Raw genomic sequence first — 25,564 nt, forward strand, 5'->3', positions numbered from 1 at the left:
CCATCGCGGTTTACCGACTTGTAACAGGGCGCCCGCGGGCTCGCCGGCACTCCCGGTGGTCGGGAGCGCCGGGCGTGTCGCGGGGTCGTGAGGACCTCAGGCGCGGTGGGCGAACGCGCTCTCGTACAGGCACACGCTGGCCGCCGTGGCGAGGTTGAGCGACTCGGCGCGGCCGAAGATCGGCAGGCGCAGCGTGCGGTCCGCCAGGGCCAGGGCGCGGTCCTCGAGGCCGTGCGCCTCGTTGCCGAACAGCCAGCCGGTGGGCTCGGCCAGCAGCCCCTCCGCGCGGGCGGCGAGCAGGTCGTCGCCCTTCACATCGGCGGCGAGCACCGTCATGCCGGCGGCGTGCGCGCGCTCGATCACGTCCTCGAGCTCTCCCCCGACCGCGACCGGCAGGTGGAACAGGGATCCGGTCGTCGAGCGCACGACCTTCGGGTTGTACGGATCGACCGTGCGCCCGGTCAGGACGACGGCGTCGGCGCCGGCCGCGTCGGCGGCGCGGATGATCGTGCCGAGGTTGCCGGGATCGCGCACCTCCTCGCAGATCGCGATCAGGCGGGGTGCCGCGGCGAAGATGTCCTTGAGCGCCGTCGGGTTCTGCCGCGCGACGGCGACGAAGCCCTGCGGCGTGACGGTGTCGGCCATGGCCTCGAGCACCGACTCGGACACGAACTGCGCGTCGAGGCCCTCGTCGGTCAGCAGCGTGCGCACATCCTGATGCCGCTCGAGAGCGGTGGGCGTCGCGTAGAGCTCCACGATGGTCTCGGGGCGGAAGGCCAGCGCTTCGCGGACGGCCTGCGGCCCCTCGAGCAGGAACAGCCCCGTCTCCTTGCGCGCGTTGCGCTTCGCCAGCTTGGCGACGGCCCTCACGCGCGGCGACCGCGGGTTCTCCAGCACGTCCTCAGTCTATGGCGGGGCGCGCATACGGACGTGACGACGCGGTGACGACCGCGCGGATCCGCGGCGGACGTCCGGAGAACGGCAGGTACGCGGCGGGTACGCGGAGAGGGCGCCCCCTGGCGGGGACGCCCTCTCCGGAAGCCTGAGCTTACGCGGCCGACTTCGGCGCGTTCACGTCGGCCGGCAGCGCGGCCTTCGCGGTCGCGACGAGCGCGGCGAACGTGGCGGGCTCGTTCACGGCGAGCTCGGCCAGGATGCGACGGTCGACCTGCACGCCCGCGAGGCCGAGGCCCTGGATGAAGCGGTTGTACGTCATGCCGTTCGCGCGCGAGGCGGCGTTGATGCGCTGGATCCACAGACGACGGAAGTCGCCCTTGCGCTTGCGGCGGTCGCGGTACGCGTAGACGAGCGAGTGGGTGACCTGCTCCTTCGCCTTGCGGTACAGGCGCGAACGCTGGCCACGGTAACCCGAGGCCCGCTCGAGGATGACGCGACGCTTCTTGTGGGCGTTGACTGCCCGCTTGACTCTAGCCATTTCCTATATTCCTAACGAGATTCGCGGTGTCAGCGACCGAGGAGCTTCTTGACCTGCTTGAGGTCGTTGCCCGAGATGACCTGGTCCTGGTTCAGGCGGCGCGTACGACGGCTCGACTTGTGCTCGAGGTTGTGACGCATGCCAGCCTGCTGCTTCTTGATCTTGCCGCTGCCGGTGATCTTGAAGCGCTTCTTGGCACCCGAATGGGTCTTCTGCTTCGGCATCTTCTCTTCCTTGGTGAATGCGCCCCGCGGGGCGATGTTGTGTGCACCCGCCGGAGCGGGAGAATGCGGGCGGAGTTACTCCGCGTCCGCGGTCTCGGCGGCGGGCGTCTGGCCCTTCGCCTCGCGCGCGGCCTGCTTGTTGGCGGCGCGCTGAGCGTTCTGCTCGGTCTTGACCTCGGACTTGTTCTTGTGCGGCGCGACGACCATCACCATGTTGCGGCCGTCCACCTTGGGGCTGGACTCGACGGTGCCGAACTCGGCGACGTCCTCCGCGAACTTCTTCAGCAGGCGCACGCCCTGCTCGGGGCGCGACTGCTCGCGACCGCGGAACAGGATCATGGCCTTGACCTTGTCGCCCGTCTTCAGGAAGCCCTCGGCGCGCTTGCGCTTGGTCTCGTAGTCGTGCTCGTCGATCTTCAGGCGGAAGCGGACCTCCTTGAGGACCGTGTTGGCCTGATTGCGACGGGCTTCCTTCGCCTTCTGCGCGGCCTCGTACTTGAACTTGCCGTAGTCCATGATCTTGACGACGGGAGGCTTCGAGTTGGGGGCCACCTCGACCAGGTCGAGATCGGCCTCCTGCGCCAGGCGCAGGGCGGCCTCGATGCGGACGACGCCGATCTGCTCGCCGGCGGGGCCGACGAGTCGGACCTCCGGCACGCGGATGCGCTCGTTGGTACGGGGATCGCTGATGCGGACTCCTTGGGTGGTGATGGAGAGCCACCGTGACGCGGTGTCGTGCCACGGGCGGGAGAAGAGATCAGCATCCACCCGGCAGACGTCACGCGTCGGCCGCACCCGATTCCGACACGTGCATCGCACGGCCTGGAACACCCGCGTGGAACGCGAGGGAGTGCATGACCCGGTAGCCTTGTAACGGCAAGCGCGGGTGGGATGTGAATCCTCTTTCGTCCGGGATTCTCTTCAGAACCGCCGGAGCCCGGGAAAGTCTACCAGAGAGCGGCACATGAGCACCAACCCGGGACACACCCACTCCTTCGACCCCGAGCGGGAGTCCCGCTGGGAGGAGCAGGAGCGCGCCGGATCCGACACGTCCGCGGTCCGTGACATCGCCGACGTCGCGGCGGTCGAGGTCATCGGCACGGCGTGCGTGCACCTCATGAGCGCGGCGGCGGTCAAGCTCGGCCTCGCCGACGCCCCGGACGCGGAGGCCGACATCGACCTCGACGAGGCGCGCAAGCTGATCAACGCCCTGGCCGGCCTCGTCACCGCGGCGGCCCCCGAGATCAGCGACATGCACGCCCGCCCGATCCGCGACGGACTGCGCTCGCTGCAGCTGCGCTTCCGCGAGATCTCCTCGATCCCGGATGCGCCCGGCAAGGGCCCGGGCGAGAAGTACACCGGCCCGGTCATCTGAGACCGAGCGCGTCCGCCCCTCGCGCGACCGCGTCGATCGTCCGGCGCACCGCCTCGTGGTCGGTGCCGTGGTTGCTCACGGCGAAGCGCACCACGGTGCGGCCGCGCCACGCGGACGACGACGCCCACACGGTGCCCTCGTCGCGCAGCCACTCGCCGAGCGCCGCGGTGCCCGCGTCGTCGCGTGCCGCGAGGCACACCTGCGTGAACACGACGTCGTTGAGCACCTCGAGCCCGCCGATCGCGCGCAAGCCCTCCGCGAGACCGGCGGCGGCCTCGACCAGGCCGTCGACGAGCCCCTCGACGCCGCGGCGCCCGAGCGCGCGCAGCGCGGCCCAGACCGGAACCCCGCGGGCGCGGCGCGACAGCTCGGGAACGCGGTCGTACGGATCCCACACGTTCGCGACCGCCGGCAGATAGGACGCGTGCGCCCCGAGCGACGCCGCCATCGCGGCCTCGTCGCGCACGATCGCGACGCCGCAGTCGTACGGCACGTTGAGCGTCTTGTGCGCGTCGGTCGCCCACGAGTCGGCGTCCGCGAGCCCCGCGGTGAGGTGGTCCAGCCGCCGGGTCGCGGCCGCCCACAGGCCGAACGCGCCGTCGACGTGCACCCACGCGCCCGCGTCCCGCGCCACGGCGATCGCCGCCGCGAAGTCGTCGAACGCCCCCGAGTGCACGTCGCCCGCCTGCAGCGCCACGACCGCGGGGCCGTCCCCCTCGGCCAGCGCCCGGCGCAGGCCGGCGACGTCGATGCGGCCCTCGCCGTCGGCGCCCACGGTGCGCGGCGCCCCGAGGCCGGCGATGCGCCCGGCCAGCACGACCGACGTGTGCACGGCGTCACCGGCCAGGAACCGGACCGGCGGCGCCGCCTGGAGGCCTGCGACCGGATCGCCGCCGTGCGCGCGGACCACGGCGTCGCGCGCCGTCACGAGGCACGACAGGTTCGCCACGGTCGCGCCGGTCGCGAAGCCGACGCCGCTGCCGGCCGGGAGCCGCAGCACGTCGAGGAGCCACTCGCCGGCCGCCTCCTCGACGGCGGCGGTCGCGGGCGTCGGCTGGCGCGATCCGGTGTTCTGATCCCACGCCGAGACCAGCCAGTCCGCCGCCAGCGCCGCGGGGTACGTGCCGCCGATCACGAAGCCGTAGAACCGCGGCGACCCCATCGCCATGAGCCCGGGCCCGCAGGCCTCGGCGAGCTCGTCGACCACGGCGACGGGATCCGCACCGTCCTCGGGCAGGTCCCGCGGCAGCCGCGCGCGCATGCCGCCCGCATCGACATCGGGCCGGATCGGCCGCTCGGCGACGGAGTCGAGCCAGCCGAGCGCGTGCCGGTGGGCGGCGTCCAGGGACGCCCGGTAGGGGTCGTCCTGCGGTTCCTCGTCCATGCGCCACCTCCGTCGGCCGCGCCACGCGCGCAGCCGATCATCCGCCGGTGCGGCGGACATCCGCAAGGGCTACGCGCTGTCGAGCCTGACCGAGAGCGAGTCGACCAGCGTGGCGACGCGGTCGTCCGCCGACCAGCGGCGCGCGAGCCGCGCGAGCACCGCGTCGAGCTCCGCGCGATCCAGGCCCGACATCAGCGTGAGACGCACCACGAGCTCGGGGCCGCGCAGCCGTCCCGTGGGATCGCCCGGCTCGACGCCCAGATCCAGCACGGCGAGCTCCCCCGCGATGCTCTCCTGCAGGCCGAGGAACACGTCGGGGCTGACGAAGCTCGGCTCCCACGGCTCCCCCTGCGCGACGGCCCACACTGCCGGCCGTCGCACCACGAACTCGGTCTCGGACGTCGGGTCGAGCACCATCAGGTCGGTCTGCTCCGACGAGGCGGCCAGCGCCGCGCGCACCGCCTCCACGGGGATCGGACGGGCGACAGGGTCCCAGCGGCCGAGAGCGGCGACCGAGCTGAACACGGGGAGCACCTTGCGGCCGTCGGGTGCGGCCACGGTCACGATCGACAGCTCCTGCGTCTTGTCGACGGGCAGGCCGTGGGCGCCCACGCCCTCGTCGCCCTTCTCGGCCACGAGCGGGATCAGCACGCGCGCATGACGCAGCGCGTCGATCACGGCGACCTGATCTCCCCCGCCGGCATGGAACGCCGTGAGCGCCGCGAGCAGCGCGGGATCCGCGGATCCGTCGTCACCCGAGTGCGGATTCGCCTCGAAGTGGCGCCCCTCCCAGGGGACGCCCGCCGAGTCGGCCGCCGGGTCCTCGCCGTCAGTCGGCCGCGACATCCAGTGCCTCGGCGAGCGTGAACGCGCCCGCGTAGAGGGCCTTGCCGACGATGGCGCCCTCGACGCCGTTCGGCACGAGGCGGCGCAGCGCCGCGATGTCGTCGAGGCTCGAGACACCGCCCGAGGCGACCACCGGCCGGCTCGTGCGCGACGTGATCTCGCGGAGCAGGTCGATGTTCGGGCCGCGCAGCGTGCCGTCCTTCGTGACGTCGGTCACGACGTAGCGGCTGCAGCCGGCCTCCTCGAGGCGCTCGAGCACCTCCCAGAGGTCGCCGCCCTCCTGCGTCCAGCCACGCGCCGCGAGCGTCGTGCCGCGCACGTCGAGACCCACCGCGATGGCCTCGCCGTACCGGCCGATCACCGAGGCGGTCCACTCGGGGTTCTCGAGGGCCGCGGTGCCGAGGTTGATGCGCTGCGCGCCGCTCTCGAGCGCCGCCTCGAGCGACGCGTCGTCGCGGATGCCGCCCGACAGCTCGACGCTGATGCCGCGCATGTGCTTGATCACCTTGCGCAGCACGCCGGCGTTGCTGCCGCGGCCGAACGCGGCGTCGAGGTCGACCAGGTGGATCCACTGGGCGCCCTGCTTGGCCCAGTTCTCCGCGGCCTCGATCGGGTCGCCGTAGTCGGTCTCGGATCCGGCGGCGCCCTGCGTGAGGCGCACGGCCTTGCCGCCCTGGACGTCGACGGCGGGAAGCAGGATCAGTCCGGGCGTGGACGCGAAATCGTTCATAGCTCCAGGTGTGGTTTCGGCCCGTCCGGTGCGGGACGGTGTGCGGCGGGCATCTCCCGTCGCGGGCACGATCTCAGAGGGTAGCCCCGGGCAGGCCCTCGATCCAATTCCGCAGGAGCCGGATGCCCGCCTCGCCGGACTTCTCGGGGTGGAACTGCGTGGCCGACAGCGGCCCGTTCTCGACCGCCGCGAGGAAGCGTCCGCCGTGCCGCGCCCACGTCACCACGGGCTGGGCGAACGGACCGTGCGCCTCGAGCGTCCACTCCTGGGCGGCGAACGAGTGCACGAAGTAGAACCGCTCGTCCTCCAGGCCGCGGAACAGGCGCGAGCCCTCCCCCGCCTCGACCGTGTTCCAGCCCATGTGGGGCACGACAGGCGCCTTGAGCTCGTCCACGACGCCGGGCCACTCGCCGAGGCCCTCGGTCTCGACACCGCGCTCGACGCCGCGCTCGAACATGACCTGCATGCCGACGCAGATGCCCAGCACGGGGCGGCCGCCGGCGAGGCGGCGCTCGATCATCTCGGGGCCGCGCACCGCGCGCAGCTGGTCCATGACGGCCTGGAACGCGCCCACGCCAGGCACCAGCAGACCGTCGGCCTCGCGGATGAGCCCCGGGTCGCGCGTCAGGTGCACGTCGCCGCCGGCGGCATCCAGCGCCTTGACGGCGGAGTGGATGTTGCCGGAGCCGTAGTCCAGGACCGCGACGACCGGGCGGCGCCCGGCGTCCCGGCTCTCGTCGGCGGCTGCGCTCACAGCGCGCCCTTGGTCGACGGCACGCCCTCCACCAGCGGGTCGAGTGCCTTGGCCTGCCGGAACGCGCGCGCGAACGCCTTGTACTCCGCCTCGGCGATGTGGTGCGGGTCGCGGCCCGACAGCACCCGGACGTGCACGGTGAGGCCCGCGTTGAACGCGAGGGCCTCGAACGTGTGGCGCACGAGCGATCCGGTGAAGTGGCCGCCGATCAGGTGCTGCTCGAAGCCCGCGGGCTCGCCCTCGTGCACGAGGTACGGGCGCCCGGAGATGTCCACGACGGCCTGCGCGAGCGCTTCGTCGAGGGGCACGAGCGCGTCGCCGTAGCGCGAGATGCCGGCCTTGTCGCCGAGCGCCTCGCGGATCGCGTGCCCGAGGACGATCGCGACGTCCTCCACCGTGTGGTGCGCGTCGATGTGCGTGTCGCCCGTGGCCGTCACGGTCAGGTCGGTGAGCGAGTGCTTCGCGAACGCCGTGAGCATGTGGTCGAAGAACGGCACGCTCGTCGAGATCGAGCTCCTGCCGGTGCCGTCGAGGTTCAGCTCCAGCTCCACGCTCGACTCGCTGGTGGAGCGGGTGCGGCGCGCGATTCGGGCAGTCGTCATGCCTTCGATCCTAGTCGGGGCACGGCACCGCGCTCCGGGGCCGGCCTCAGCGACCCCCGAGATCGGAGAGCGCCTCGAGGAACGCGGTGGTCTCCTCCTCGGTGCCCGCGGTCACGCGCAGGTGACCGGGGATGCCGATGTCGCGGATGAGCACGCCACGGTCGTAGAGCGCCTGCCACGTGGCGGCCGGGTCCTGGACGCCGCCGAACAGGATGAAGTTCGTCCACGACTCGTGCGCCTGGTAGCCGAGCGCTTCGAGCGTGGCGCCCATCCGGTCGCGCTGCGCGACGATCTCGTCGACCATGCCCAGCATCGTGTCGGCGTGACGCAGCGCGGCGGTCGCGGCGGCCTGGGTCAGCGCACTGAGGTGGTACGGCAGCCGGACGAGCCGGAGTGCGTCGATCAGGACCGGATCGGCCACCAGGTAGCCGACGCGCGCGCCCGCGAACGCGAACGCCTTGCTCATGGTGCGCGAGACGGCCAGCCGCGGCCGGCCTCCGAGCAGCGTGATGGCGGACGGCGAGTCGCGCGGCGCGAACTCCTGGTAGGCCTCGTCCACGATCACGATGCCGTCGGCGGCGTCGTAGACGGCCTCGACGACGTCGAGCGAGAGGGGGGTGCCCGTGGGGTTGTTCGGCGCGCACAGGAAGACCACGTCGGGTCGCGCGTCGGCGACCTGGCGGGCGGCGTCCTCGGGGCTGATCCGGTAGTCGTGACCGCGCGTGCCGGCGAGCCACTCGGAGCCGACGCCGCGCGTGAGCAACCGGTACATCGAGTAGGTCGGCTCGAACCCGAACGCCGTGCGCCCGGGACCGCCGAAGGCCTGCAGCAGGTGCTGCAGCACCTCATTGGAGCCGTTGCCGGCCCAGATCTGGGACGGGTCGACGCCGTGGCCGAGGTACTGCGCGAAGCCCTCGCGCAGCTCGAGGAACTCGCGATCGGGGTAGCGGTTCACGTCCCGCAGCGCCTGCGCGACCGCGTCGGCGATGTCGTCCGCGACCTCCGGAGGCACCGGATGCGTGTTCTCGTTGACGTTGAGCGCCACGGGAAGCGGCGCCTGGGGCGCTCCGTAGGGCTTCTGGCCGCGCAGGTCGTCGCGGATCGGCAAGTCGTCGAGAGAGACCGTCACCCTTCCATGCTAGGGCCGCGGGACGGCGGCCCCGCCGGGTCAGCCGGCGGAGTACTCGGCCGGGATCGCGAGGCGCTCGCCCGCGGCGACCGCCGAGGACGGCAGCTGGTTCAGCGCGATGATCGCGTCGACCACGTCGCGGGGGTCGGCGGCGGGGGCCACCTCCTCGGCGATGGACCACAGCGACTCGCCGGGCATCACCGTGACGGAGTCGAAGGTGCCCGCAGGCGCGCCGGCGTCGCGCGACGCGAGCGCTCCGCCTCCGCTCACGATCGCGAGCGCGAGACCGGCGGCGACGGGGGCGGCTGCGATCGCCGCGAGCACGCGGCGCCCGCGGCGCGTCAGCCGCAGGCGCGTCGCCGTGCGAGCGCCGCTCACCCGCGTGCGGGCCGGGACCTCGTATGCGGTGATGCTGACCGTGCTCATCGGATGCTCCTTCTTCGTTCGGAGAGGCTTCGCACCCGGCACCTCGGCCGGGAGGGCCGGATGCGAAGCTCTGTTCCGAATCTATCTTCGAATCTTCGAATGTGTCAACGCCTTCTTCGAAATCCGGTCCGACCCGATCCGCGACACGCTCGAACGGATCTTCCGAATCCCGGGCCGGTTCGGATACGGTTTCGATGACAGAGACACCCCACCACGGGCCACCGACATTCACCGTCGGAGGAGAAGGAGCCGGTCAGATGAGCGCCGCCACGACGCCCGCCGAACTCGACGAGAAGCGTCGTACGCGTCGGCGCAAGAGCCTGAGCGACAAGCAGCTGGCGATCCTGGAGGTCATCCAGCGCTCCATCCAGTCCAAGGGCTACCCGCCCACCATGCGCGAGATCGGCGACGCGGTGGGGCTCAAGTCGCTCTCGAGCGTCACGCATCAGCTCGGCCAGCTCGAGCTCAGCGGCTACCTGCGGCGCGACCCCGGCAAGACGCGCGCGATGGAGGTGCTGATCGACCTGCCCGGCCAGTCCGGCGAGAACCTCGATGCGGGCGTGCCGAGCGTCGGCGACGCCGCGATGGTGCCGCTCGTGGGCCGCATCGCCGCGGGCGTGCCGATCACGGCCGACCAGCAGGTCGAGGAGATCTTCCCCCTCCCGCGGCAGCTCGTCGGCAAGGGCGAGCTGTTCATGCTCAAGGTCAGCGGCGAGTCGATGATCGACGCCGCGATCTGCGACGGCGACTGGGTCGTCGTGCGCGTGCAGAACACGGCGGAGAACGGCGACATCGTCGCGGCCATGCTCGACGGCGAGGCCACCGTGAAGGTGTTCCGCCAGCGCGACGGGCACACGTGGCTGCTGCCCCGCAACTCCGCCTTCGAGCCGATCCTCGGCGACGAGGCCGTGGTGCTGGGCAAGATCGTCGCGGTGATGCGCGCGGTCTGACCCGCGTCCGAGCCTCCCGATAGCGTGGGGGCATGTCCACGCTTCCCTACGGTTCCTGGCCGTCGCCGCTGCAGGCGTCCGACATCGCGGGCGGGTCCCCGCGCCTCGACGGCGCGCGGTTCGTCGGCCCGCGGGGCGAGATCTGGTGGAGCGAGAGCGTCCCCGCCGAGAGGGGGCGCACCGCGATCCTGCGCCAGGCCGACGGCGAGCCGGATGTGCTGCTGCCGGCGCCGTGGAGCGCGCGCTCCCGCGTGCACGAGTACGGCGGCGGCGCGTGGACCGCGACGGACGACGGCGAGCTGCTGTTCGTCGAGGGATCGGATCAGCGCGTCCACCGGATGACCGCGGACGGCGAGCCCGTCCCGCTCACTCCCGCCGGTCTCGGCATGTCGTTCGGCGACCTCACCTTCGCCGAGGGACGCCTGTGGGCCGTGCGCGAGACGCTGCGCGCCGACCGCATCCCCGCACGCGACATCGTCGTGATCCCGCTGGACGGCTCGGCCGCGGACGACGCCTCCGCGATCCTGAGCGTGGCGGTCGGATCCGGCTTCCTCGCCTATCCCGCCCCTCGGGGCGACCGCCTGGCGTGGATCGCGTGGGACCACCCGGACATGCCGTGGGATGCCGCCGAGCTGCGCGTCGGCCGGATCGGGCCCGACGGCACGGTCACGGATCACGTGCGGATCGCCGGCGGGCGCACCGCCACCGGGCCGGTCGCGGCGCTGCAGCCCGAGTGGACGGGCGACGACGAGCTGATGTTCAGCGCCGATCCCGCGGGCGAAGGCCCGGGCGGGGGCCGCTGGAACCTGCATCGGGTGCGCCTCGACGCCGCGGGGGCGTCGGAGCCGCTGGCCGCCGCGGATGCCGACACGGGAGGACCGCTGTGGAACCTCGGGGCCCGCTGGTACGCGCCCCTCGCCGACGGCCGCGTCGTCGCGGTGCGCACGCACGGCACCGACGAGCTGGTGGTGCTCGATCCGGCCGGGGGCACGGTCGAGGTCCTCGAGACGCCGCTGTCGGGCGGCATCCTGATCCGCGACGTGCGCGGCTCGCGCGTGCTGCTCACGGGGGCGGGCGCCCGGGTGCCCGGCGGGCTGTGGCTGCTGGACGTCGACGTGCACACGCTGACGGCCGTCCGCGGCGGTGTGCCCGCGCTGGATGCGGCGTGGCTGCCGAGCTCGCGCGCGCTCACGTTCGACGGTCCGGACGGAGAGGTGCACGCGTTCGCGTACCCGCCCACCAACCCGGACGTCACGGCGCCGGACGGCGAGCTGCCACCGTACCTGGTGCTCGTGCACGGCGGTCCGACGGCGCACGCTTCGGGCGAGCTGTCGCTCGCCGTGGCGTACTTCACGAGCCGCGGCATCGGCGTGCTGGACGTCAACTACGGCGGATCGACCGGGTACGGCCGCGCCTATCGCGAGCGGCTGCGGGGCCGCTGGGGCATCGCCGACGTGGCGGACACCGCCGCGGCCGCCCGCGGCATCGCCGCCGCCGGCCTGGCGGATCCCGCGCGCATCGCGATCAAGGGCGGATCCGCGGGCGGCTGGACCGTGCTGTGCGCCGTCGCGGACACGGACGCGTTCGCCGCAGGCATCAGCCGCTACGGCGTCGCGGATCTCCGCAGGCTCGCGGAGGACACGCACGACTTCGAGGCGCGCTACCTCGACGGCCTCGTGGGGCCGCTCCCCCAGGCGGAGCCGCTGTACGTGAGCCGGTCGCCGCTGTCGCGCCCCGAGACCCTGCGGACGCCCCTGCTGATCCTGCAGGGCTCCGAGGATCCGGTCGTTCTGCCCTCGCAGTCCGAGGCGCTGCGTGACGCGCTCGCGGCCAACCACGTCGCGCACGCGTACGTGCTGTTCGACGGCGAGTCGCACGGCTTCCGCCGGGCGGAGACGCTCGTGCGCGCCTTCGAGTCGGAGCTGGCCTTCCTCGGCCGCATCCTCGGCTTCGACACCCCCGGCGTCCCGCCCATCGAGCTCGACTGATCCGGGGGGATCGGCCCGGTCCGGCACGGCGATCTGACGGCGGGAGACCGGCGGGCGCGCGGTGCCGGCCTCGGCCGTGATCCGCTGCGCTTCGCACGGGATCGGATGCGCGACGATCCAGAGATCGCCTCCGGGTACCTCGGATGCCGCCCGGAGGTCGTGCGATTCTGCGAGTGGGCGGGCGGCCTCCCCTGGTGACCGGGCGCCCCGAGAGCCGGTCGGAGCATCCGGGCGCCCGCATGCAGGACGGATGTGACGCGAGTGCACTCGCGGGACGGATGAGCCTGCGCCCGGGCCGGTGGGCCTGTGCGCGGCCTCAGCAGCCCGCGGGCCGGTCCCCGGCGATCAGGCGGGCCGCCTCGAGGACCGTCACGCCGAGCGCGTCGGGATAGGCGCCATCGGCGAGGATCGCGCGGATGCCGGCGCGCTCGGCGCCCGCGACGTCCGCGACGGGGTTGTCGCCGACCATCCAGACGTCCGGCCCCGCCTCGGTGACGCGCAGCGCGTGCTCGAAGATCAGGCTGTGGGGCTTGTCCGCGCCGACCTCGGCGCTCGTGATCACGCGGTCGACGAGCGGATCCAGCCCGAGCGCCGCCACGAGACCCGCGAGCTCGGGCGGATGGTTGCTGAGCACGACGTTGCGATAGCCCGCCGCTCGCGTGGTCTCGAGCGCCTCGGCCGCGCCGTCGACCAGCGTCCAGGCATCCGGCCGGTAGTACTCGAGCGCGACGAACTCGGCCGCGTGCGCGGCGACCGTGTCGTCCAGTCCCGCCCGCGCGTATGCCGCCTGCAGCACGAGCCGCAGCCGGCCCCACCACTCGGTCGCGGGCATCGCGCCCCACGGCTCGTCCGGCGTGTGCCACGGGAAGCCCGCGGCGAGGTGCGGTCGCAGGTCCTCCGGCGGCAGGGGCACGGCGCCGCTGCGCACGAGCGCCTCGACCATGGCCCCGGCCCAGAGCCCCGCGCGGTGTGCGAGCGTCCCGTCGAAGTCCCACAGCACGACGCGCGCGGACCCCGGCTCGCTCATCGGTCGAGCCGCACGCCGAATGCCTGCACGCCGGGGTGCGAGTCGAGGCGCGTCAGGCCGATGCGGTCGTAGAACGCCACCGCGCCGGCATTGCGCGCGGACGCGACGAGGTGCAGACCCGGCACGCCGCGACGGCGCAGCTCGTCCAGCAGCGTGAGGATGAGGCGGCGTCCCAGCCCGCGTCCCTGCGCCTCGGGCAGCAGGTCGATGTGCAGGTGCGCCGGGTAGCCCTGCCCCGCGTAGGGCTCGTGCCCCGCGCGGCGGCCGTACGCGTAGATCAGCGTTCCGTCCTGGCGCGTGCGCTCGACGTCGGGGCGCGGGTGCCGCGCCGCGATCCGCGGCCACCACGATCCGGCGAACCAGTCCTCGAACGCGTCCGTGTCGTCCGTCCCGAGCACGTAGCCCACGACCCTGCCATCCGGGGCCTCGACGACGAACGCGAGCTCCGGGTGTCGCGTCACGTACGGCAGCGCGAACACGTCGGCCCAGAGCCCGTCGTCCGCGAAGACGCCGGTGGCGTCGGATCCCTCGTCCGCCGTGCGCAGGCAGATGTCGGCCACCGCGTCCCGATCGCCGGGCGCGTACGGCCGGATCCGCACGCTACGCGACCCGGAACGGCTCGAGCGCCGCCGCGAGTCGCTCGGACACGTGCGCGTGCACGAGCGTGCCGCCCTCCTCGTGCGAGCGCTCGAGCAGGTGGCCCTGCTCGTGGATCGCCGAGATCAGGTCACCGCGCTCGTACGGCACCAGCGCGCGCAGCTCGACGTCCGGCAGCGGCAGCGCGGCCTCGACCACCTGACGCAGCTCGTCGATGCCGGCGCCCGTGCGCGAGGAGACGAACACGGCCGCAGGCGCCAGCCCGCGCAGCACGAGCTTCGCGTCGTCGTCGACGAGGTCGGCCTTGTTGAACACGACGATCTCGTGGATGTCGCGTGCGCCGACGTCTCCCATCACGTCGCGGACGGTCTGGATCTGACCGGCCGGATCCGGATGGTGCGCGTCCACGACGTGCAGGATCACATCCGCGTCGGCCACCTCCTCGAGCGTCGAGCGGAACGCCTCCACGAGCTGGTGCGGCAGATTCCGCACGAAGCCCACGGTGTCGGCGAGCGTGTAGACGCGACCGTCCGAGGTCTCGGAGCGGCGCACCGTGGCATCCAGCGTCGCGAACAGGGCGTTCTCGACCAGCACGCCCGCGCTCGTCAGACGGTTCAGCAGGCTCGACTTGCCGGCGTTGGTGTAGCCGGCGATCGCGACCGAGGGGATCGTGTTGCGCTTGCGCTCGCCCCGCTTGGCCTCGCGCGCGGGCGCGAAGTCGCGGATCTGCCGGCGCAGCTGCGCCATGCGCGTGCGGATGCGGCGACGGTCCAGCTCGATCTTCGTCTCACCGGGTCCGCGCGAGCCCATGCCCGCGCCGCCCGCGCCGACCTGGCCACCGGCCTGGCGGCTCATCGAGTCGCCCCAGCCGCGCAGGCGCGGCAGCAGGTACTCGAGCTGCGCGAGCTCGACCTGCGCCTTGCCCTCGCGGCTCTTGGCGTGCTGGCTGAAGATGTCCAGGATCACCGTGGTGCGGTCGATCACCTTGACCTTGACGACGTCCTCCAGCGCGCGCCGCTGGCTGGGCGCGAGCTCGGTGTCGGCGATCACGGTGTCGGCGCCGACGGCGGCGACGATGTCCTTCAGCTCGGCGGCCTTGCCCCGGCCGACGTACGTCGCGGGATCCGGGTGCGGGCGCCGCTGCAGCACGCCGTCGAGCACGACGGCGCCGGCGGTCTCGGCGAGCGCCGCGAGCTCGCGCAGCGAGTTCTCGGCGTCGAGCTGCGAGCCCTGCGAGTACACGCCGACCAGCACCACGTTCTCGAGGCGCAGCTGCCGGTACTCGACCTCGGTGACGTCCTCGAGCTCGGTCGACAGCCCCGCGACGCGGCGGAGCGCGGCGCGTTCCTCGCGGTCCCACTGCTCGCCGTCGGCGGATCCGTCGCCCGTGGTCGTGACGTCCTGCAGCGCCTGCGCCGACCCGAACACCCTCGCGCCGGTGCGGGACTCGGCGCGCGCCAGCACGCGGTCCACCAGGTCGGGCGCCCCCAGCGCGCGGGCGAGGTCGACGTCGACCTCGAGGCCGTTCGCGGCGGTGGGATCGGGGGTGGTGGTGTCAGTCATCCATGCCTTTCATTCCGATGCGGTCCGCGGCCATCCGCGGGCATCGAGCTCTCCAGCCTATTCTCCCGCGTGTCGCGCGGCTACGGGGGGGTGTTCCGGGGGCCCGATCCGCGGGCGCCCGTCTCCCCGTGATGGCGGCTCCTCCGGTACGCTGGCCCCCTATGGTGGACCACTACTTCTCCGCGAGTCCCACCAGTGCCGAGAACCTCCGCCGCATCCGAGTGCCCCTGGTCGGACGCACCGTGGAGCTCACGACAGCGGCCGGGGTCTTCAGCCCCGAGCGCCTCGACGTGGGCACGTCGGTCCTGCTCGCGAACACTCCCGAACCGCCCGCCGGCGGCGACTTCCTCGACCTCGGCTGCGGCTGGGGCCCCATCGCGCTCAGCATGGCGATGATGTCGCCCCACGCACGCGTGTGGGCCGTCGACGTGAACGAGCGCGCGCTGGATCTCGTGCGCCGCAACGCCGCATCCCTCGGCCTCGACAATGTCAACGCCGTGCTGCCCGAGGATGTTCCCGAGCACGTGACGTTCCGCACGATCCGCTCGAACCCGCCGATCCGCGTCGGCAAGTCGATCCTCCACGAACTCATGGAGACGTGGATCCCGCGTCTCGCGGAGCGCAGCGACGCGCACCTCGTGGTCAAGCGGGACCTCGGATCGGATTCCCTGCAGCGCTGGCTCGCCACGACGTTCGACGACGGCTTCAGCGTGTACCGCACCGCCACAGGCAAGGGGTATCGCGTGCTGAAGGTGCGCCGGCACGGCTCGCCCCCCACCGAGCCGCTCGCGCTGCCGCAGACGTAGGAGACCGCGAGCGCCCCGCCTCCCTCTCGGGTGACGGGGCGCCGATCCGATCAGACGGTGTCGATCGCCCCGGTGCGCTCGGCGAGCCTCTGGTCGCCGCGCTTGCGTCCCGCGCGCGCGATGAAGAACAGGATGGTGCCGACGACCACGTAGCCGGCCGTGCCGAGCCAGACCGCGCCGGTCTGCTGCGTGAGGAGCACGATCGAGGCGATGATCGCGAGCACCGGGACCACCCGCGGCACCGAGAAGTGCTTGTGCGCGACCTTGTCCTTCTTGAGGACGAGCACGCTGACGTTCGCCGTGAGGAAGACCAGCAGCAGCAGCAGCACGGTGGTCTCGGCGAGGGTGCCGATGTCGCCGATGACGGTGAGCAGCATGGTCGCGCCGGCCACGACGAGGATCGACACCCACGGCGTGCGGCGCTTCGGCAGCACGCGACCGAACGCGTGCGGCAGCAGGGCCGACTCGGCGAGGCCGTACCCGACGCGGCTGGCCATCACCATGAACAGCAGTGCGCCGTTGGCGATCGCGACGAGCGCGATGATGCTGAACAGCCACGGCGGCAGCGCGAAGCCGCTGGCGGTGACGACCTCGAGCAGCGGGCCGGTGGACTCGGCGAGGGTCGTCGGCTCGACGACGATGACGGCGCCGATCGCGATCAGCAGGTAGACGACGGCGGCCGTGGCGATGGCTCCGAACAGCGCCCGCGGGTACGCCTTCGACGGGTTCTTGACCTCCTCGGCCATGTTCGCCGCGGCCTCGAAGCCGAGGAACGAGAAGAACGCGACGATGGATGCCGCGAATGCGCCCTGCAGCGGCGGGACGTCGGGCGCGAACTCGAAGATGCGCGCGGGCTCTCCGCCGCCGCTGCCGAACACCATCGCCGCGATCGCGATGACGATCACAAGGCCGGTGACCTCGATCATCGAGGCGACGAGGTTGGCGGCCAGCGACTCCTTCACACCACGGAGGTTGACGAGCGTGAGGACGATGATGAACCCGATCGCGACGGGGATGGCGGGCACGTCGAACAGCGCCGCGAAGTAGTCGCCGGCGAACGCGTTGGCGAGGGCGGCGGCGGTCGTGATCCCGGACGCCATCATGAGGAAGCCCACGAGGAACGACAGGAAGGGCTTGCCGAACGCTTTGTCCACATATCGCGCCGCACCACCCGCGTGCGGGTACTTCGTGATGAGCTCGGCGTACGTGCCGGCGGTCAGCAGCGCCACGACGAGGGCGATGAGCAGCGGCAGCCAGATGACACCGCCCACGTCGGTCGCCATGGTCCCGACCAGGGTGTAGATGCCGGCGCCGAGCGTGTCGCCCACGATGAAGGCGAACAGCAGCGGCGTGCCGATGGCCCGTTTCAGGCCGGACGGGGCGTCGACCGACTGGAGAGCGGTGTCTTTCGTCATCGTCTCACTCCAGCCGGTCCGGCGGCATATTGCAAGCCGACGGGGCGCGGCTTGCCTCGCGCAGGTCGTCAGGTGTATCGACGTCGAGCAGCTCGCGTGCCGGCACGTGGACGCGCGCGGGATCCAGTGTCTCGTGCAGGACGCGCAGCGGCAGGTTCGCGGGATCGCCGATCGTCGCGAGGCGCGCACGGAGCACGGCCTCATCCCATGCCGCGCAGAGCGGCTGCGCGCGCCCGTCCCCGCCCTCGGCGTACGCGGCGCCGCCCGCGGCGACGGCGGCGAGGGCGGCGAGGCGCGCCAGCGTCGCGGCGGTGACGAACGGCATGTCGCCGCCCAGCAGCAGGATCACGCCGTCCGGCGCGGGGGTCAGCGCGCCGAGACCCGCCGCGACCGCGGCGAGCGGCCCGGCGAACGGCGGATCCTCCCGGACGACCGGCACCCCGCCCGGCACGGACCGGGCCTCCCCCACGACCAGCGGCTCCGCGCCCGCCTCGCGGAGCGCCGCGATCGCGCGCGCGACGATCGGCACGCCGTCCACGCGGATGGCGGGCTTGTGGCGTCCGCCCAGGCGGGACGATCGCCCACCCGCGAGCACGATGCCGCGCAGCGGGGGCGTCACGGCTCAGGCCAGGGTGACGGTGCCCGCGTACACGAGCACGGCGGGACCGGACAGCGCGACGTGCTCGCCGTCCTCGGCGGGGAACATCCGCACGCCGAGCGTGCCGCCGGGCACCTCGACGCGCCAGTGGTCGGGGGCGCCGCGGCCGGCCCAGTCGCGCACCGCGAGCGCCGTGGCCGCCACGCCCGTGCCGCAGCTGAGGGTCTCGCCGACGCCGCGCTCGAACACGCGCATCCGGACGCGGCCGACGCCGTCCTTCACGAGCGGCTCGTGCGGCACGACGAACTCGACGTTGGCGCCGTGCGGCGGCTCGGGGTCGATCGCGGGCCTGGCGCCCAGGTCGAGCCCGTCGAGCTCGTCGTCGGACGCCAGCGCCACGACCACGTGGGGGTTGCCGACGTCGATGCCGAGGCCCGGGCGCGAGACGCTGAGGCCGCGGGCGGTGACGAGCGGATCGCCCGGCTCGGCGCGCCATCGGCCGAGGTCGACCTGGTAGCCGGTGCCGCTGCGCATCACGTCGCGCACGCCCGCGCGCGTGCCGATCGGCAGGGTGGATCCGGCCGGCAGATCGGCGAGTCCCGCCTCGAGCAGGTAGTGCGCGAACACGCGCACGCCGTTGCCGCACATCTCGGCCTTCGAGCCGTCGGCGTTGCGGTAGTCCATGAACCACTCGGCCTCGGGCTCCTCCGCCAGCGAGGCCGCGCCCTCGGCGAGGCGCGCCGACCGCACGACACGCAGCAGCCCGTCGGCGCCGATCCCGAACCGGCGGTCGCACAGCGTGGCGACCTGGGCGTCGGTCAGGTCGAGTTCGCCCTCGGGGTCGGCGACGATCACGAAGTCGTTGCCCGTCCCGTGGCCCTTGGTGAAGGCGATCTCGGTCATGGGCCCAGTCTATTCAGGGCTCGCTCGTCGGGGATGAGCCGGCGGCTCGTGAGCCGGCTCGTCTCGCGCTGGTACCCGATCGCGTCGTAGTACTCGAGCACGGCCTCGTTGTCGGCGCGCACCATGAGCATCACCTTGGGGCAGCCGAGCGCCTCCAGCCGCGCCTCCGCCTCGGCGATCAGGCGGCGGCCGATGCCCTCGCCGCGGCGATGCGACGCGGTCGCGAGGTAGTACAGCCAGCCGCGGTGCCCGTCGTACCCGGCCATGACGGATCCGACGACCTCGCCGCCGTCCGCGGCGACGAGCAGCAGCTCCGGCCAGACGGCCCGTGCCCGGGCGAGGTCCCGGTGCGGGTCGTTCCACGGCCTGACGAGGCCGGCCGCACGCCACAGCGCGACGACATGCTCCTCATCCGACGGGGCGAAGGAGCGGATGTCGACGGTCACCCGATCGAGTCTGCCAGGGACTCCGGATCGGCGGCGCCGGCCTCGAACCACGACACGTCGACCTCCGCGCTCGGGGCGTACCGCCCGAACCAGGAGACCTGCCGGCGGGCGTACCTGCGCGTGAGCGCCTGCGTCTCGGCGATCGCCTCCGCCTGCGCCAGGTCGCCCCTGAGCTGCGCGAGAGCCTGCGCGTAGCCGATCGCGCGGGAGGCGGTGCGGCCGCGCTCGAGCCCTCGTTCGCGCAGGCGCGCGGTCTCGTCGAGCATGCCCTCGGCCCACATCCGCTCGACGCGGCGGTCGAGGCGCTCGATCAGCGCGGGGCGCTCCATGCGGAGCCCGACCACGGTGGCGGGTCGCCACGGCACGGGCTCCTCGGGGAGTGCGGCGCCGTGGGTGGTCTCACCGAGGGCGAGGATCTCGAGCGCGCGCACGATGCGCCGCCCGTTCTGCGGATCGACGCGGGCGGACGTGGCGGGGTCCTCCCGCTGCAGGCGCGCGTACAGGGCGCCCGTGCCGTGCGCCGCGAGCTCCGCCTCGAGCGCGGCACGCAGGGCCTCGTCGCGGGGCGGGAAGCGGAACTCGTACAGCACGCTCGAGACGTACAGACCGGATCCGCCGACCAGGATCGCGTGGCGCCCGCGCGCGTGGATGTCGTCGATCGCGGCGCGCGCGTCCTGCTGGTACCGCGCGACGGCGGCGTCCTCGGTCACGTCGAGCACGTCGAACACGTGATGCGGGACGCCGCGGCGCTCGGCCACGGGCACCTTGGCGGTGCCGATGTCCATGCCGCGGTACAGCTGCATGGCGTCGGCGTTCACGACCTCGGCGGGCGTGCCGCGCCCGCCGAGGACCTCGGCGAGGTCGAGCGAGAGGTCGCTCTTGCCGGTGCCCGTGGCCCCGACGATCGCGAAGAGGTGCGGCGCGGTCACACGCCGATGCGCAGTGTCGGCAGGCCGAGCTTCACGGCCCCGCCGGCGGTCGTCGCGCCGGGCGCGGGCACGGCGCAGGACTCGGCCTGCGAGCGGTCCCAGGCGTCGCCCGCGCGCGTGCGGCGGATGCGCAGCGGCGCACCGTCGGCGGAGTCCGCGAGCAGGTGCGAGGGAGCGGCGTGCGTGACCTCGACCGTGACGACGTCGCCCGGACGCGGCACGGCGGAGCCCTCGGGCACCTCGAAGTGGACGAGGCGGTTGTCCTCGGCGCGTCCCGTGAGGCGGTGGGTCGCCTGGTCCTTCTTGCCCTCGCCGGTCGAGACGAGCACCTCGAGCGAGCGGCCGAGCTGCTTCTGATTCTCCTCGAGCGTGATGCGCTGCTGCAGGGCGACCAGGCGCTCGTAGCGCTCCTGCACGACGTCCTTCGGCACCTGGTCCGGCATCGTCGCGGCGGGCGTGCCCTCGCGGATGGAGTACTGGAACGTGAACGCGCTCGCGAAGCGCGCCTGCTCCACCACGCGCAGGGTGTCCTCGAAGTCCGCGTCGGTCTCGCCGGGGAAGCCGACGATGATGTCCGTCGAGATCGCGGCATGCGGGATCCGCTCGCGCACGCGATCCAGGATCCCGAGGAACTTCGCGCTGCGGTACGAGCGGCGCATCTCGCGCAGGATCCGGTCGCTGCCGGACTGCAGCGGCATGTGCAGCTGCGGCATCACGGCGGGCGTCTCCGCCATGGCGTCGATCACGTCGTCCGTGAACGCGGCGGGGTGCGGGCTCGTGAAGCGGATGCGCTCGAGTCCGTCGATCTCGCCCGCGGCGCGCAGCAGCTTGCCGAACGCCTGGCGGTCGCCGAACTCGACGCCGTAGGAGTTCACGTTCTGGCCGAGCAGCGTGACCTCGATCGCGCCGTCGTCGACCAGCAGGCGCAGCTCGTTCAGGATGTCGCCCGGCCGGCGGTCCTTCTCCTTGCCGCGCAGGCTCGGGACGATGCAGAACGTGCACGTGTTGTTGCAGCCGACGGAGATCGACACCCACCCGCTGTAGACCGAGTCGCGCTTGGTCGGCAGCGTCGAGGGGAACGTCTCGAGGGACTCGAGGATCTCGAGCTCGGCCTCGCCGTTGTGACGGGCGCGCTCGAGCAGGCTCGGCAGCGAGCCCATGTTGTGCGTGCCGAACACGACGTCGACCCAGGGGGCCTTAGTCTGCACGGCCTCCTTGTCCATCTGCGCGAGGCAGCCGCCGACGGCGATCTGCATGCCCTCGTGCTTGTCCTTGCGGGACTTCAGGTGGCCGAGCGTGCCGTAGAGCTTGCCCGCGGCGTTGTCGCGCACCGCGCACGTGTTGATGATGACGACGTCGGCGTCGGCGCCCGCCTCCGCGCGCACGTAGCCGGCGCTCTCGAGCGAGCCCGAGAGGCGCTCGGAGTCGTGAACGTTCATCTGGCAGCCGAAGGTGCGCACCTCGTACGAGCGCGGCCGTCCGTCGGCGGTGAGCGCGGCGGGCGACGCCTCGATGAGGGTGGGGGCGCTGGATGGTGTGGTCATGGCCTGCTCATTGTACGTTTCGCTCTGCGGGAGAGTCCCGCGCAGGCGCGGCCCGTCGCCCGGCGCCACCCCGCCTCAGTCGAAGCGGGGTGAGGAGGACCGCGGGCTGCGGGCCTCCTGCAGCGCCGCGCGGGCCGCGGACATCGCGAGGCCCCCGCCGTAGCCCCGGCGGGCGAGCTGACCGCTGAGGCGACGCAGCGCGGTGTCGTCGTCGTAGCGGAGCAGCGACGACGCCTTGCCCCGCGCGTACTCGAGGGCGCGCTCGAAGTCGTCGTCGGGCAGCTCCGCGAGCGCCTGATCGATCACCGCTCGATCGATGCCGCGCGCCGAGAGCGCCTGGGCGATCGCTCGCCGCCCCTGGTTCTTGCGCTCGACGCCCGCGTATACGAGCTGATCCGCCAGCGCCGCGTCGTCGAGGGCGCCGAGCCGCAGGAGGCGCTCGACGATCTCGTCGATCGCCTCGGCGGCGAGCTCGCTCTCGCGGAGCGTCGCCCGCGCCTCGGAGACCGACAGCGAGCGGCGGCGCAGCGCCTTGATGAGCCGCGCCTCCGCCAGCTCGCGCAGCTCGTCCGGATCGGACTCGTCCGCCTCGTCCTCGGGAAGCTCGACGAAGCGGACGCCGCCCGCCGACGGCGTGACCTCGAGCGGCTTGACGGGCCGGGGACGGCGGTCGTCCGGCCCTGAGCCGAGGTCGCGCCACGTGGTGTGCCAGTTCTCCACGTCCTCGCCGGGCGCGGCGTCCGCCGGAGCGGACGACGCGTCAGGTGCCTGCCCGAAGAGGGGGATGACGGGGGCGAGGCGGTCGTCATCGGCGGCCATGCCTCACCCCCGGTCGTCGAGCGACGTCGAAACGGGACATCACGCCGTGCGGCGAGCCGCCACCTCGTCGGCGGGGGCGTCCGTCGCGGCCGCCTTGGGCTGCCCGATGCCGAGCTTCGCCTTGATCTTGCTCTCGATCTCGAGAGCGACATCGGCGTTCTCGATCAGGAAGCGGCGGGCGTTCTCCTTGCCCTGACCGAGCTGGTCGCCGTCGTACGTGTACCAGGAGCCCGACTTCTTGACGATGCCGTGGTCGACGCCGAAGTCGATCAGGCTGCCCTCGCGCGAGATGCCCGTGCCGTACAGGATGTCGAACTCCGCCTGCTTGAAGGGCGGCGCCATCTTGTTCTTCACGACCTTGACGCGCGTGCGGTTTCCGACCGCCTCGGCGCCGTCCTTCATGGTCTCGATGCGGCGGATGTCGAGGCGCACCGACGCGTAGAACTTGAGCGCCTTGCCGCCGGCCGTGGTCTCGGGCGATCCGAAGAACACGCCGATCTTCTCGCGCAGCTGATTGATGAAGATGGCCGTCGTCTTGGTCTGGTTGAGGCCACCGGTGATCTTTCGCAGCGCCTGCGACATGAGGCGCGCCTGCAGACCCACGTGCGAGTCGCCCATCTCGCCCTCGATCTCGGCGCGAGGCACGAGCGCCGCGACGGAGTCGATGACGACCAGGTCGATCGCGCCCGAGCGGATCAGCATGTCGGCGATCTCGAGTGCCTGCTCGCCCGTGTCGGGCTGCGAGACGAGGAGCTGGTCGATGTCGACGCCGAGCTTCTGGGCGTACTCGGGATCGAGCGCGTGCTCGGCATCGACGAAGGCGGCGATGCCGCCCGCACGCTGTGCGTTGGCGATCGCGTGGAGCGTGAGGGTCGTCTTACCCGACGACTCCGGACCGTAGATCTCGACGATGCGGCCGCGGGGCAGGCCGCCGATGCCGAGAGCGACGTCGAGCGCGATCGACCCGGTGGGGATCACCTCGACGGGCGCGCGCTCGTCGCTGCCCAGTCGCATGACCGAGCCCTTGCCGAACTGCTTGTCGATCTGGGCGAGGGCCGTGTCGAGGGCCTTCTCGCGATCGGCTGCTGATGCCATGACCTGCTCCTTCTGGATCGTGTGTCCGTCGCCTGTAGGCTGTCGCGCTCCCGGCGGAGGCCGGGCATCTGCGACAAGGCGCGTGGCTGATGTGCCACCTGTCACGCTACGGAGGGCCACCGACATTCGATCCGGCGAGCCCGCCTACGGGAGCAGATGAGCGGCATCCGCCACCTGGGGACGACACTACGCCGACTTCGAACGCATCTTCGATGACACGCCGGAAGGGCGGGGACGGTATTCGAAGGAGGTCAGCGACGCGGCTCGAGCCGGCCCGCACCGTACCGACGACTCAGCGGCACGTCGGTCTCGGCGCACAGCGAGAGCCAGATCTCTCGCGGTGACACGCCGGCCTCGAGCGCATCCTGCGGCGTGAGCCCGATGCCGGGGAGCACGAGATCGCTCATCAGCGTCGTGGCGCGCGGGCCGAACTCGTCGTCGACCGCGCGCAGGAACTCGCTGCGCCTCAACGCAGCGACAGCTCGGGGCCGACCTCGGCGACGAGGTCGTCGGGCACGACGTCGGGGAAGGACTGCACGCCCTCGAGCACCGCGATGCGGTCGCCGACCTCGCGCATGATCGACGAGATCGGCACATCGAGGGCCTCGGCCACCGACGCCAGGATCTCGCTCGACGCCTCCTTCTGGCCGCGCTCCACCTCGCTGAGGTAGCCGAGCGCGACGCTCGCCTTGCTGGCGACCTGACGGAGGGTCTGGCCCTTCTGCTGACGCATGTCGCGCAGCACATCGCCGATCTCTTGACGAACCAGGATCATCGCGGCCCCCTCCTCACTGCTGTCCCGACCGGGTGCACCAGAGTACAACACCGATGGACCCAATTTAATCCCGCCGGCATATGCATGGGGTGAGAATCGGCCATGTTTCACACCTTCGAAACACGAGGGTCCCGCGGATCGGCACCGACCGCGCGCAGCGCCGTCGCGATCGCCGCGGCGCGCGCCGCCTCCCGGATCGCGACGCGGTCGCCCGGGAAGACGAACGACTCGACCAGCGGGCCCTCCGGGGTCGCGACCCCGATGTGCACCGTGCCGACGGGCTGGCCGTCCGGGGAGTCCGGCCCGGCGATCCCCGTGGTCGCGATGCCGACGTCGGCCGGGCGCCCGTCGACCGCGAGCGCGCGCCGCACGCCCTCGGCCATCTCGAGGGCGACCTGCGGGTGGACGGGGCCGTCCGCGGCGAGCAGGTCGCCGTCGACGCCGAGCACCGAGGCCTTGATCGCGGTGTCGTACGCGACCACTCCCCCGCGCAGGCTGAGCGACGCGCCGGGGACGCTGACGAGCGAGGCCACCACGAGCCCGCCCGTGAGGGACTCGGCGACCGCCACGGTCCAGCCACGGTCCCGCAGGAGGGCGAGCAGCTCGGCGGCCCCCGCGTCGGTCGTCATGCCGCCCGCCGCGCCCCGCGGACCTGCGCGACGACGTAGTCGATGCCGCTCGCGATCGTCAGGAGCACCGCCGTCGACACGAGCACCAGCGAGATGATCGTGAACGCGGGCACGCCGATCCACAGCCAGAAGGGCAGCAGGGCCCATGACAGCGCGACCGCCTGCACCACGGTCTTGATCTTGCCCATCCACGCGGCGGCGACCACGTGCTCGTTCGCGATCATGAGGCGGTGGATCGTGATCCCCCACTCTCGGATGAGGATGACCACGACCATCCACCACCACACCTCGCCGAGGATCGCCAGGCCCACGAAGCCCGCGCCCGTGAGGAACTTGTCCGCGATCGGATCCCACAGCTTGCCGAAATCGCTCACGATGCCGTGCCTGCGGGCGAGATAGCCGTCCACCCAGTCCGTCGCCATGCCGACGACGAAGATGATCGCCGCGATCCAGCGCAGCGTGAGATCGTCCGCGCCGAGCACGCCGCCCATCAGCAGCAGGACGAACGAGACGACGGCGAGCGGGATGCGGACGACCGTGATCGCGTTGGGCAGCTGCCGTGGGATGGCCATGTC

30 protein-coding genes are annotated in these 25,564 nt (G+C 72.6%); 4 read left to right on the plus strand and 26 right to left on the minus strand.

Annotated features, from left to right (window positions below):
- Positions 1–96: 96 nt before the first annotated feature.
- From AAD528_RS14700 to infC, 4 genes are all read right to left on the minus strand, one after another.
- Entirely contained in the window at positions 97–897 is an 801-nt protein-coding gene (locus AAD528_RS14700) for a TrmH family RNA methyltransferase (RefSeq protein WP_345752831.1), read from the minus strand.
- 151 nt (positions 898–1,048) lie between these two features.
- Complete coding sequence (gene rplT / locus AAD528_RS14705; protein WP_221859610.1) at positions 1,049–1,435, minus strand: 50S ribosomal protein L20; 387 nt, start codon at positions 1,433–1,435, stop codon at positions 1,049–1,051.
- Between the two features lie 29 nt (positions 1,436–1,464).
- Positions 1,465–1,659: a 50S ribosomal protein L35 gene (rpmI, locus tag AAD528_RS14710; RefSeq protein ID WP_345752832.1), complete on the minus strand. Its 195-nt coding sequence runs from the start codon at positions 1,657–1,659 to the stop codon at positions 1,465–1,467.
- Positions 1,660–1,734: 75 nt separating this feature from the next.
- A complete protein-coding gene (infC, locus tag AAD528_RS14715) occupies positions 1,735–2,349 on the minus strand; it encodes a translation initiation factor IF-3 (protein WP_345752926.1) in 615 nt (204 codons plus the stop codon).
- Between the two features lie 274 nt (positions 2,350–2,623).
- On the opposite strand from infC, the gene AAD528_RS14720 reads away from it, so the two are divergent.
- Entirely contained in the window at positions 2,624–3,034 is a 411-nt protein-coding gene (locus AAD528_RS14720) for a DUF1844 domain-containing protein (RefSeq protein ID WP_345752833.1), read from the plus strand.
- Here the strand turns inward: AAD528_RS14720 and AAD528_RS14725 are convergent.
- The 7 genes from AAD528_RS14725 to AAD528_RS14755 form a co-directional block, all read right to left on the minus strand.
- Entirely contained in the window at positions 3,027–4,418 is a 1,392-nt protein-coding gene (locus tag AAD528_RS14725; protein ID WP_345752834.1) for a pyridoxal phosphate-dependent decarboxylase family protein, read from the minus strand. The two genes, AAD528_RS14720 and AAD528_RS14725, sit on opposite strands and share 8 nt — an antisense overlap.
- A gap of 69 nt (positions 4,419–4,487) precedes the next feature.
- Positions 4,488–5,264 carry an SseB family protein gene (locus tag AAD528_RS14730; RefSeq protein ID WP_345752835.1) on the minus strand — a complete coding sequence of 259 codons (777 nt, stop codon included), beginning with the start codon at positions 5,262–5,264 and terminating at the stop codon, positions 4,488–4,490.
- Positions 5,248–5,994 (minus strand): bifunctional 1-(5-phosphoribosyl)-5-((5-phosphoribosylamino)methylideneamino)imidazole-4-carboxamide isomerase/phosphoribosylanthranilate isomerase PriA, encoded by a 747-nt coding sequence (gene priA / locus AAD528_RS14735; protein ID WP_345752836.1) that lies wholly within the window; start codon positions 5,992–5,994, stop codon positions 5,248–5,250. Before priA ends, AAD528_RS14730 begins: the two co-directional genes overlap by 17 nt.
- Positions 5,995–6,067: 73 nt before the next feature.
- Positions 6,068–6,748: an imidazole glycerol phosphate synthase subunit HisH gene (hisH, locus tag AAD528_RS14740; protein WP_345752837.1), complete on the minus strand. Its 681-nt coding sequence runs from the start codon at positions 6,746–6,748 to the stop codon at positions 6,068–6,070.
- A complete protein-coding gene (hisB, locus tag AAD528_RS14745) occupies positions 6,745–7,350 on the minus strand; it encodes an imidazoleglycerol-phosphate dehydratase HisB (protein ID WP_345752838.1) in 606 nt (201 codons plus the stop codon). The genes hisH and hisB overlap by 4 nt, the downstream gene beginning before the upstream one ends.
- Positions 7,351–7,396: 46 nt before the next feature.
- Entirely contained in the window at positions 7,397–8,479 is a 1,083-nt protein-coding gene (locus tag AAD528_RS14750; RefSeq protein WP_345752839.1) for a histidinol-phosphate transaminase, read from the minus strand.
- Between the two features lie 39 nt (positions 8,480–8,518).
- Positions 8,519–8,905: a LysM peptidoglycan-binding domain-containing protein gene (locus AAD528_RS14755; RefSeq protein WP_345752840.1), complete on the minus strand. Its 387-nt coding sequence runs from the start codon at positions 8,903–8,905 to the stop codon at positions 8,519–8,521.
- 257 nt (positions 8,906–9,162) lie between these two features.
- Between AAD528_RS14755 and lexA the strand changes: the two genes are divergently transcribed.
- Positions 9,163–9,855, plus strand: a complete 693-nt coding sequence (gene lexA / locus AAD528_RS14760; protein WP_345752841.1) for a transcriptional repressor LexA — start codon at positions 9,163–9,165, stop codon at positions 9,853–9,855.
- A 32-nt stretch (positions 9,856–9,887) separates the two neighbouring features.
- Entirely contained in the window at positions 9,888–11,843 is a 1,956-nt protein-coding gene (locus AAD528_RS14765; protein ID WP_345752842.1) for a prolyl oligopeptidase family serine peptidase, read from the plus strand.
- A gap of 316 nt (positions 11,844–12,159) precedes the next feature.
- Here AAD528_RS14765 and AAD528_RS14770 read toward each other — a convergent pair whose 3' ends face one another.
- From AAD528_RS14770 to hflX, 3 genes are read right to left on the minus strand one after another with little or no spacing between them, the layout of a single operon-like run.
- Entirely contained in the window at positions 12,160–12,870 is a 711-nt protein-coding gene (locus AAD528_RS14770; protein WP_345752843.1) for an HAD family hydrolase, read from the minus strand.
- Positions 12,867–13,430 (minus strand): GNAT family N-acetyltransferase, encoded by a 564-nt coding sequence (locus AAD528_RS14775; RefSeq protein WP_345752844.1) that lies wholly within the window; start codon positions 13,428–13,430, stop codon positions 12,867–12,869. Before AAD528_RS14775 ends, AAD528_RS14770 begins: the two co-directional genes overlap by 4 nt.
- A 40-nt stretch (positions 13,431–13,470) precedes the next feature.
- Positions 13,471–15,030: a GTPase HflX gene (gene hflX / locus AAD528_RS14780; RefSeq protein WP_345752845.1), complete on the minus strand. Its 1,560-nt coding sequence runs from the start codon at positions 15,028–15,030 to the stop codon at positions 13,471–13,473.
- Positions 15,031–15,191: 161 nt separating this feature from the next.
- Here hflX and AAD528_RS14785 point away from each other — a divergent pair, with 161 nt between their 5' ends.
- Positions 15,192–15,836: a class I SAM-dependent methyltransferase gene (locus AAD528_RS14785; RefSeq protein WP_345752846.1), complete on the plus strand. Its 645-nt coding sequence runs from the start codon at positions 15,192–15,194 to the stop codon at positions 15,834–15,836.
- A gap of 50 nt (positions 15,837–15,886) precedes the next feature.
- On the opposite strand, the gene AAD528_RS14790 is transcribed toward AAD528_RS14785, so the two are convergent.
- From AAD528_RS14790 to pgsA, 12 genes are all read right to left on the minus strand, one after another.
- Positions 15,887–17,251: an APC family permease gene (locus AAD528_RS14790; protein WP_345752847.1), complete on the minus strand. Its 1,365-nt coding sequence runs from the start codon at positions 17,249–17,251 to the stop codon at positions 15,887–15,889.
- A gap of 4 nt (positions 17,252–17,255) precedes the next feature.
- The gene (gene mobA / locus AAD528_RS14795; RefSeq protein WP_345752848.1) at positions 17,256–17,870 is read right to left on the minus strand and encodes a molybdenum cofactor guanylyltransferase; all 615 of its coding nucleotides are present in this window, start codon (positions 17,868–17,870) and stop codon (positions 17,256–17,258) included.
- 3 nt (positions 17,871–17,873) lie between these two features.
- A complete protein-coding gene (gene dapF, locus AAD528_RS14800; protein ID WP_345752849.1) occupies positions 17,874–18,752 on the minus strand; it encodes a diaminopimelate epimerase in 879 nt (292 codons plus the stop codon).
- The gene (locus AAD528_RS14805; protein WP_345752850.1) at positions 18,749–19,198 is read right to left on the minus strand and encodes a GNAT family acetyltransferase; all 450 of its coding nucleotides are present in this window, start codon (positions 19,196–19,198) and stop codon (positions 18,749–18,751) included. Before AAD528_RS14805 ends, dapF begins: the two co-directional genes overlap by 4 nt.
- Positions 19,195–20,127, minus strand: a complete 933-nt coding sequence (gene miaA / locus AAD528_RS14810) for a tRNA (adenosine(37)-N6)-dimethylallyltransferase MiaA (protein WP_345752851.1) — start codon at positions 20,125–20,127, stop codon at positions 19,195–19,197. The genes AAD528_RS14805 and miaA overlap by 4 nt, the downstream gene beginning before the upstream one ends.
- Entirely contained in the window at positions 20,124–21,671 is a 1,548-nt protein-coding gene (miaB, locus tag AAD528_RS14815) for a tRNA (N6-isopentenyl adenosine(37)-C2)-methylthiotransferase MiaB (protein ID WP_345752852.1), read from the minus strand. The genes miaA and miaB overlap by 4 nt, the downstream gene beginning before the upstream one ends.
- Before the next feature lie 75 nt (positions 21,672–21,746).
- The gene (locus AAD528_RS14820) at positions 21,747–22,490 is read right to left on the minus strand and encodes a regulatory protein RecX (protein ID WP_345752853.1); all 744 of its coding nucleotides are present in this window, start codon (positions 22,488–22,490) and stop codon (positions 21,747–21,749) included.
- A 39-nt stretch (positions 22,491–22,529) separates the two neighbouring features.
- Positions 22,530–23,585 carry a recombinase RecA gene (recA, locus tag AAD528_RS14825; protein WP_345752854.1) on the minus strand — a complete coding sequence of 352 codons (1,056 nt, stop codon included), beginning with the start codon at positions 23,583–23,585 and terminating at the stop codon, positions 22,530–22,532.
- A 251-nt stretch (positions 23,586–23,836) separates the two neighbouring features.
- Entirely contained in the window at positions 23,837–24,055 is a 219-nt protein-coding gene (locus AAD528_RS14830) for a DUF3046 domain-containing protein (RefSeq protein WP_345752855.1), read from the minus strand.
- Positions 24,052–24,360: a helix-turn-helix domain-containing protein gene (locus AAD528_RS14835; protein ID WP_345752856.1), complete on the minus strand. Its 309-nt coding sequence runs from the start codon at positions 24,358–24,360 to the stop codon at positions 24,052–24,054. The genes AAD528_RS14830 and AAD528_RS14835 overlap by 4 nt, the downstream gene beginning before the upstream one ends.
- A gap of 107 nt (positions 24,361–24,467) precedes the next feature.
- Positions 24,468–24,989 (minus strand): CinA family protein, encoded by a 522-nt coding sequence (locus AAD528_RS14840; RefSeq protein WP_345752857.1) that lies wholly within the window; start codon positions 24,987–24,989, stop codon positions 24,468–24,470.
- On the minus strand, positions 24,986–25,561 hold the full coding sequence (gene pgsA / locus AAD528_RS14845; RefSeq protein ID WP_345752858.1) for a CDP-diacylglycerol--glycerol-3-phosphate 3-phosphatidyltransferase: 576 nt from the start codon (positions 25,559–25,561) through the stop codon (positions 24,986–24,988). Before pgsA ends, AAD528_RS14840 begins: the two co-directional genes overlap by 4 nt.
- Positions 25,562–25,564: the final 3 nt, after the last annotated feature.

It is taken from the genome of Microbacterium rhizophilum (genome assembly GCF_039605615.1).
Lineage (GTDB): Bacteria > Actinomycetota > Actinomycetes > Actinomycetales > Microbacteriaceae > Microbacterium > Microbacterium rhizophilus.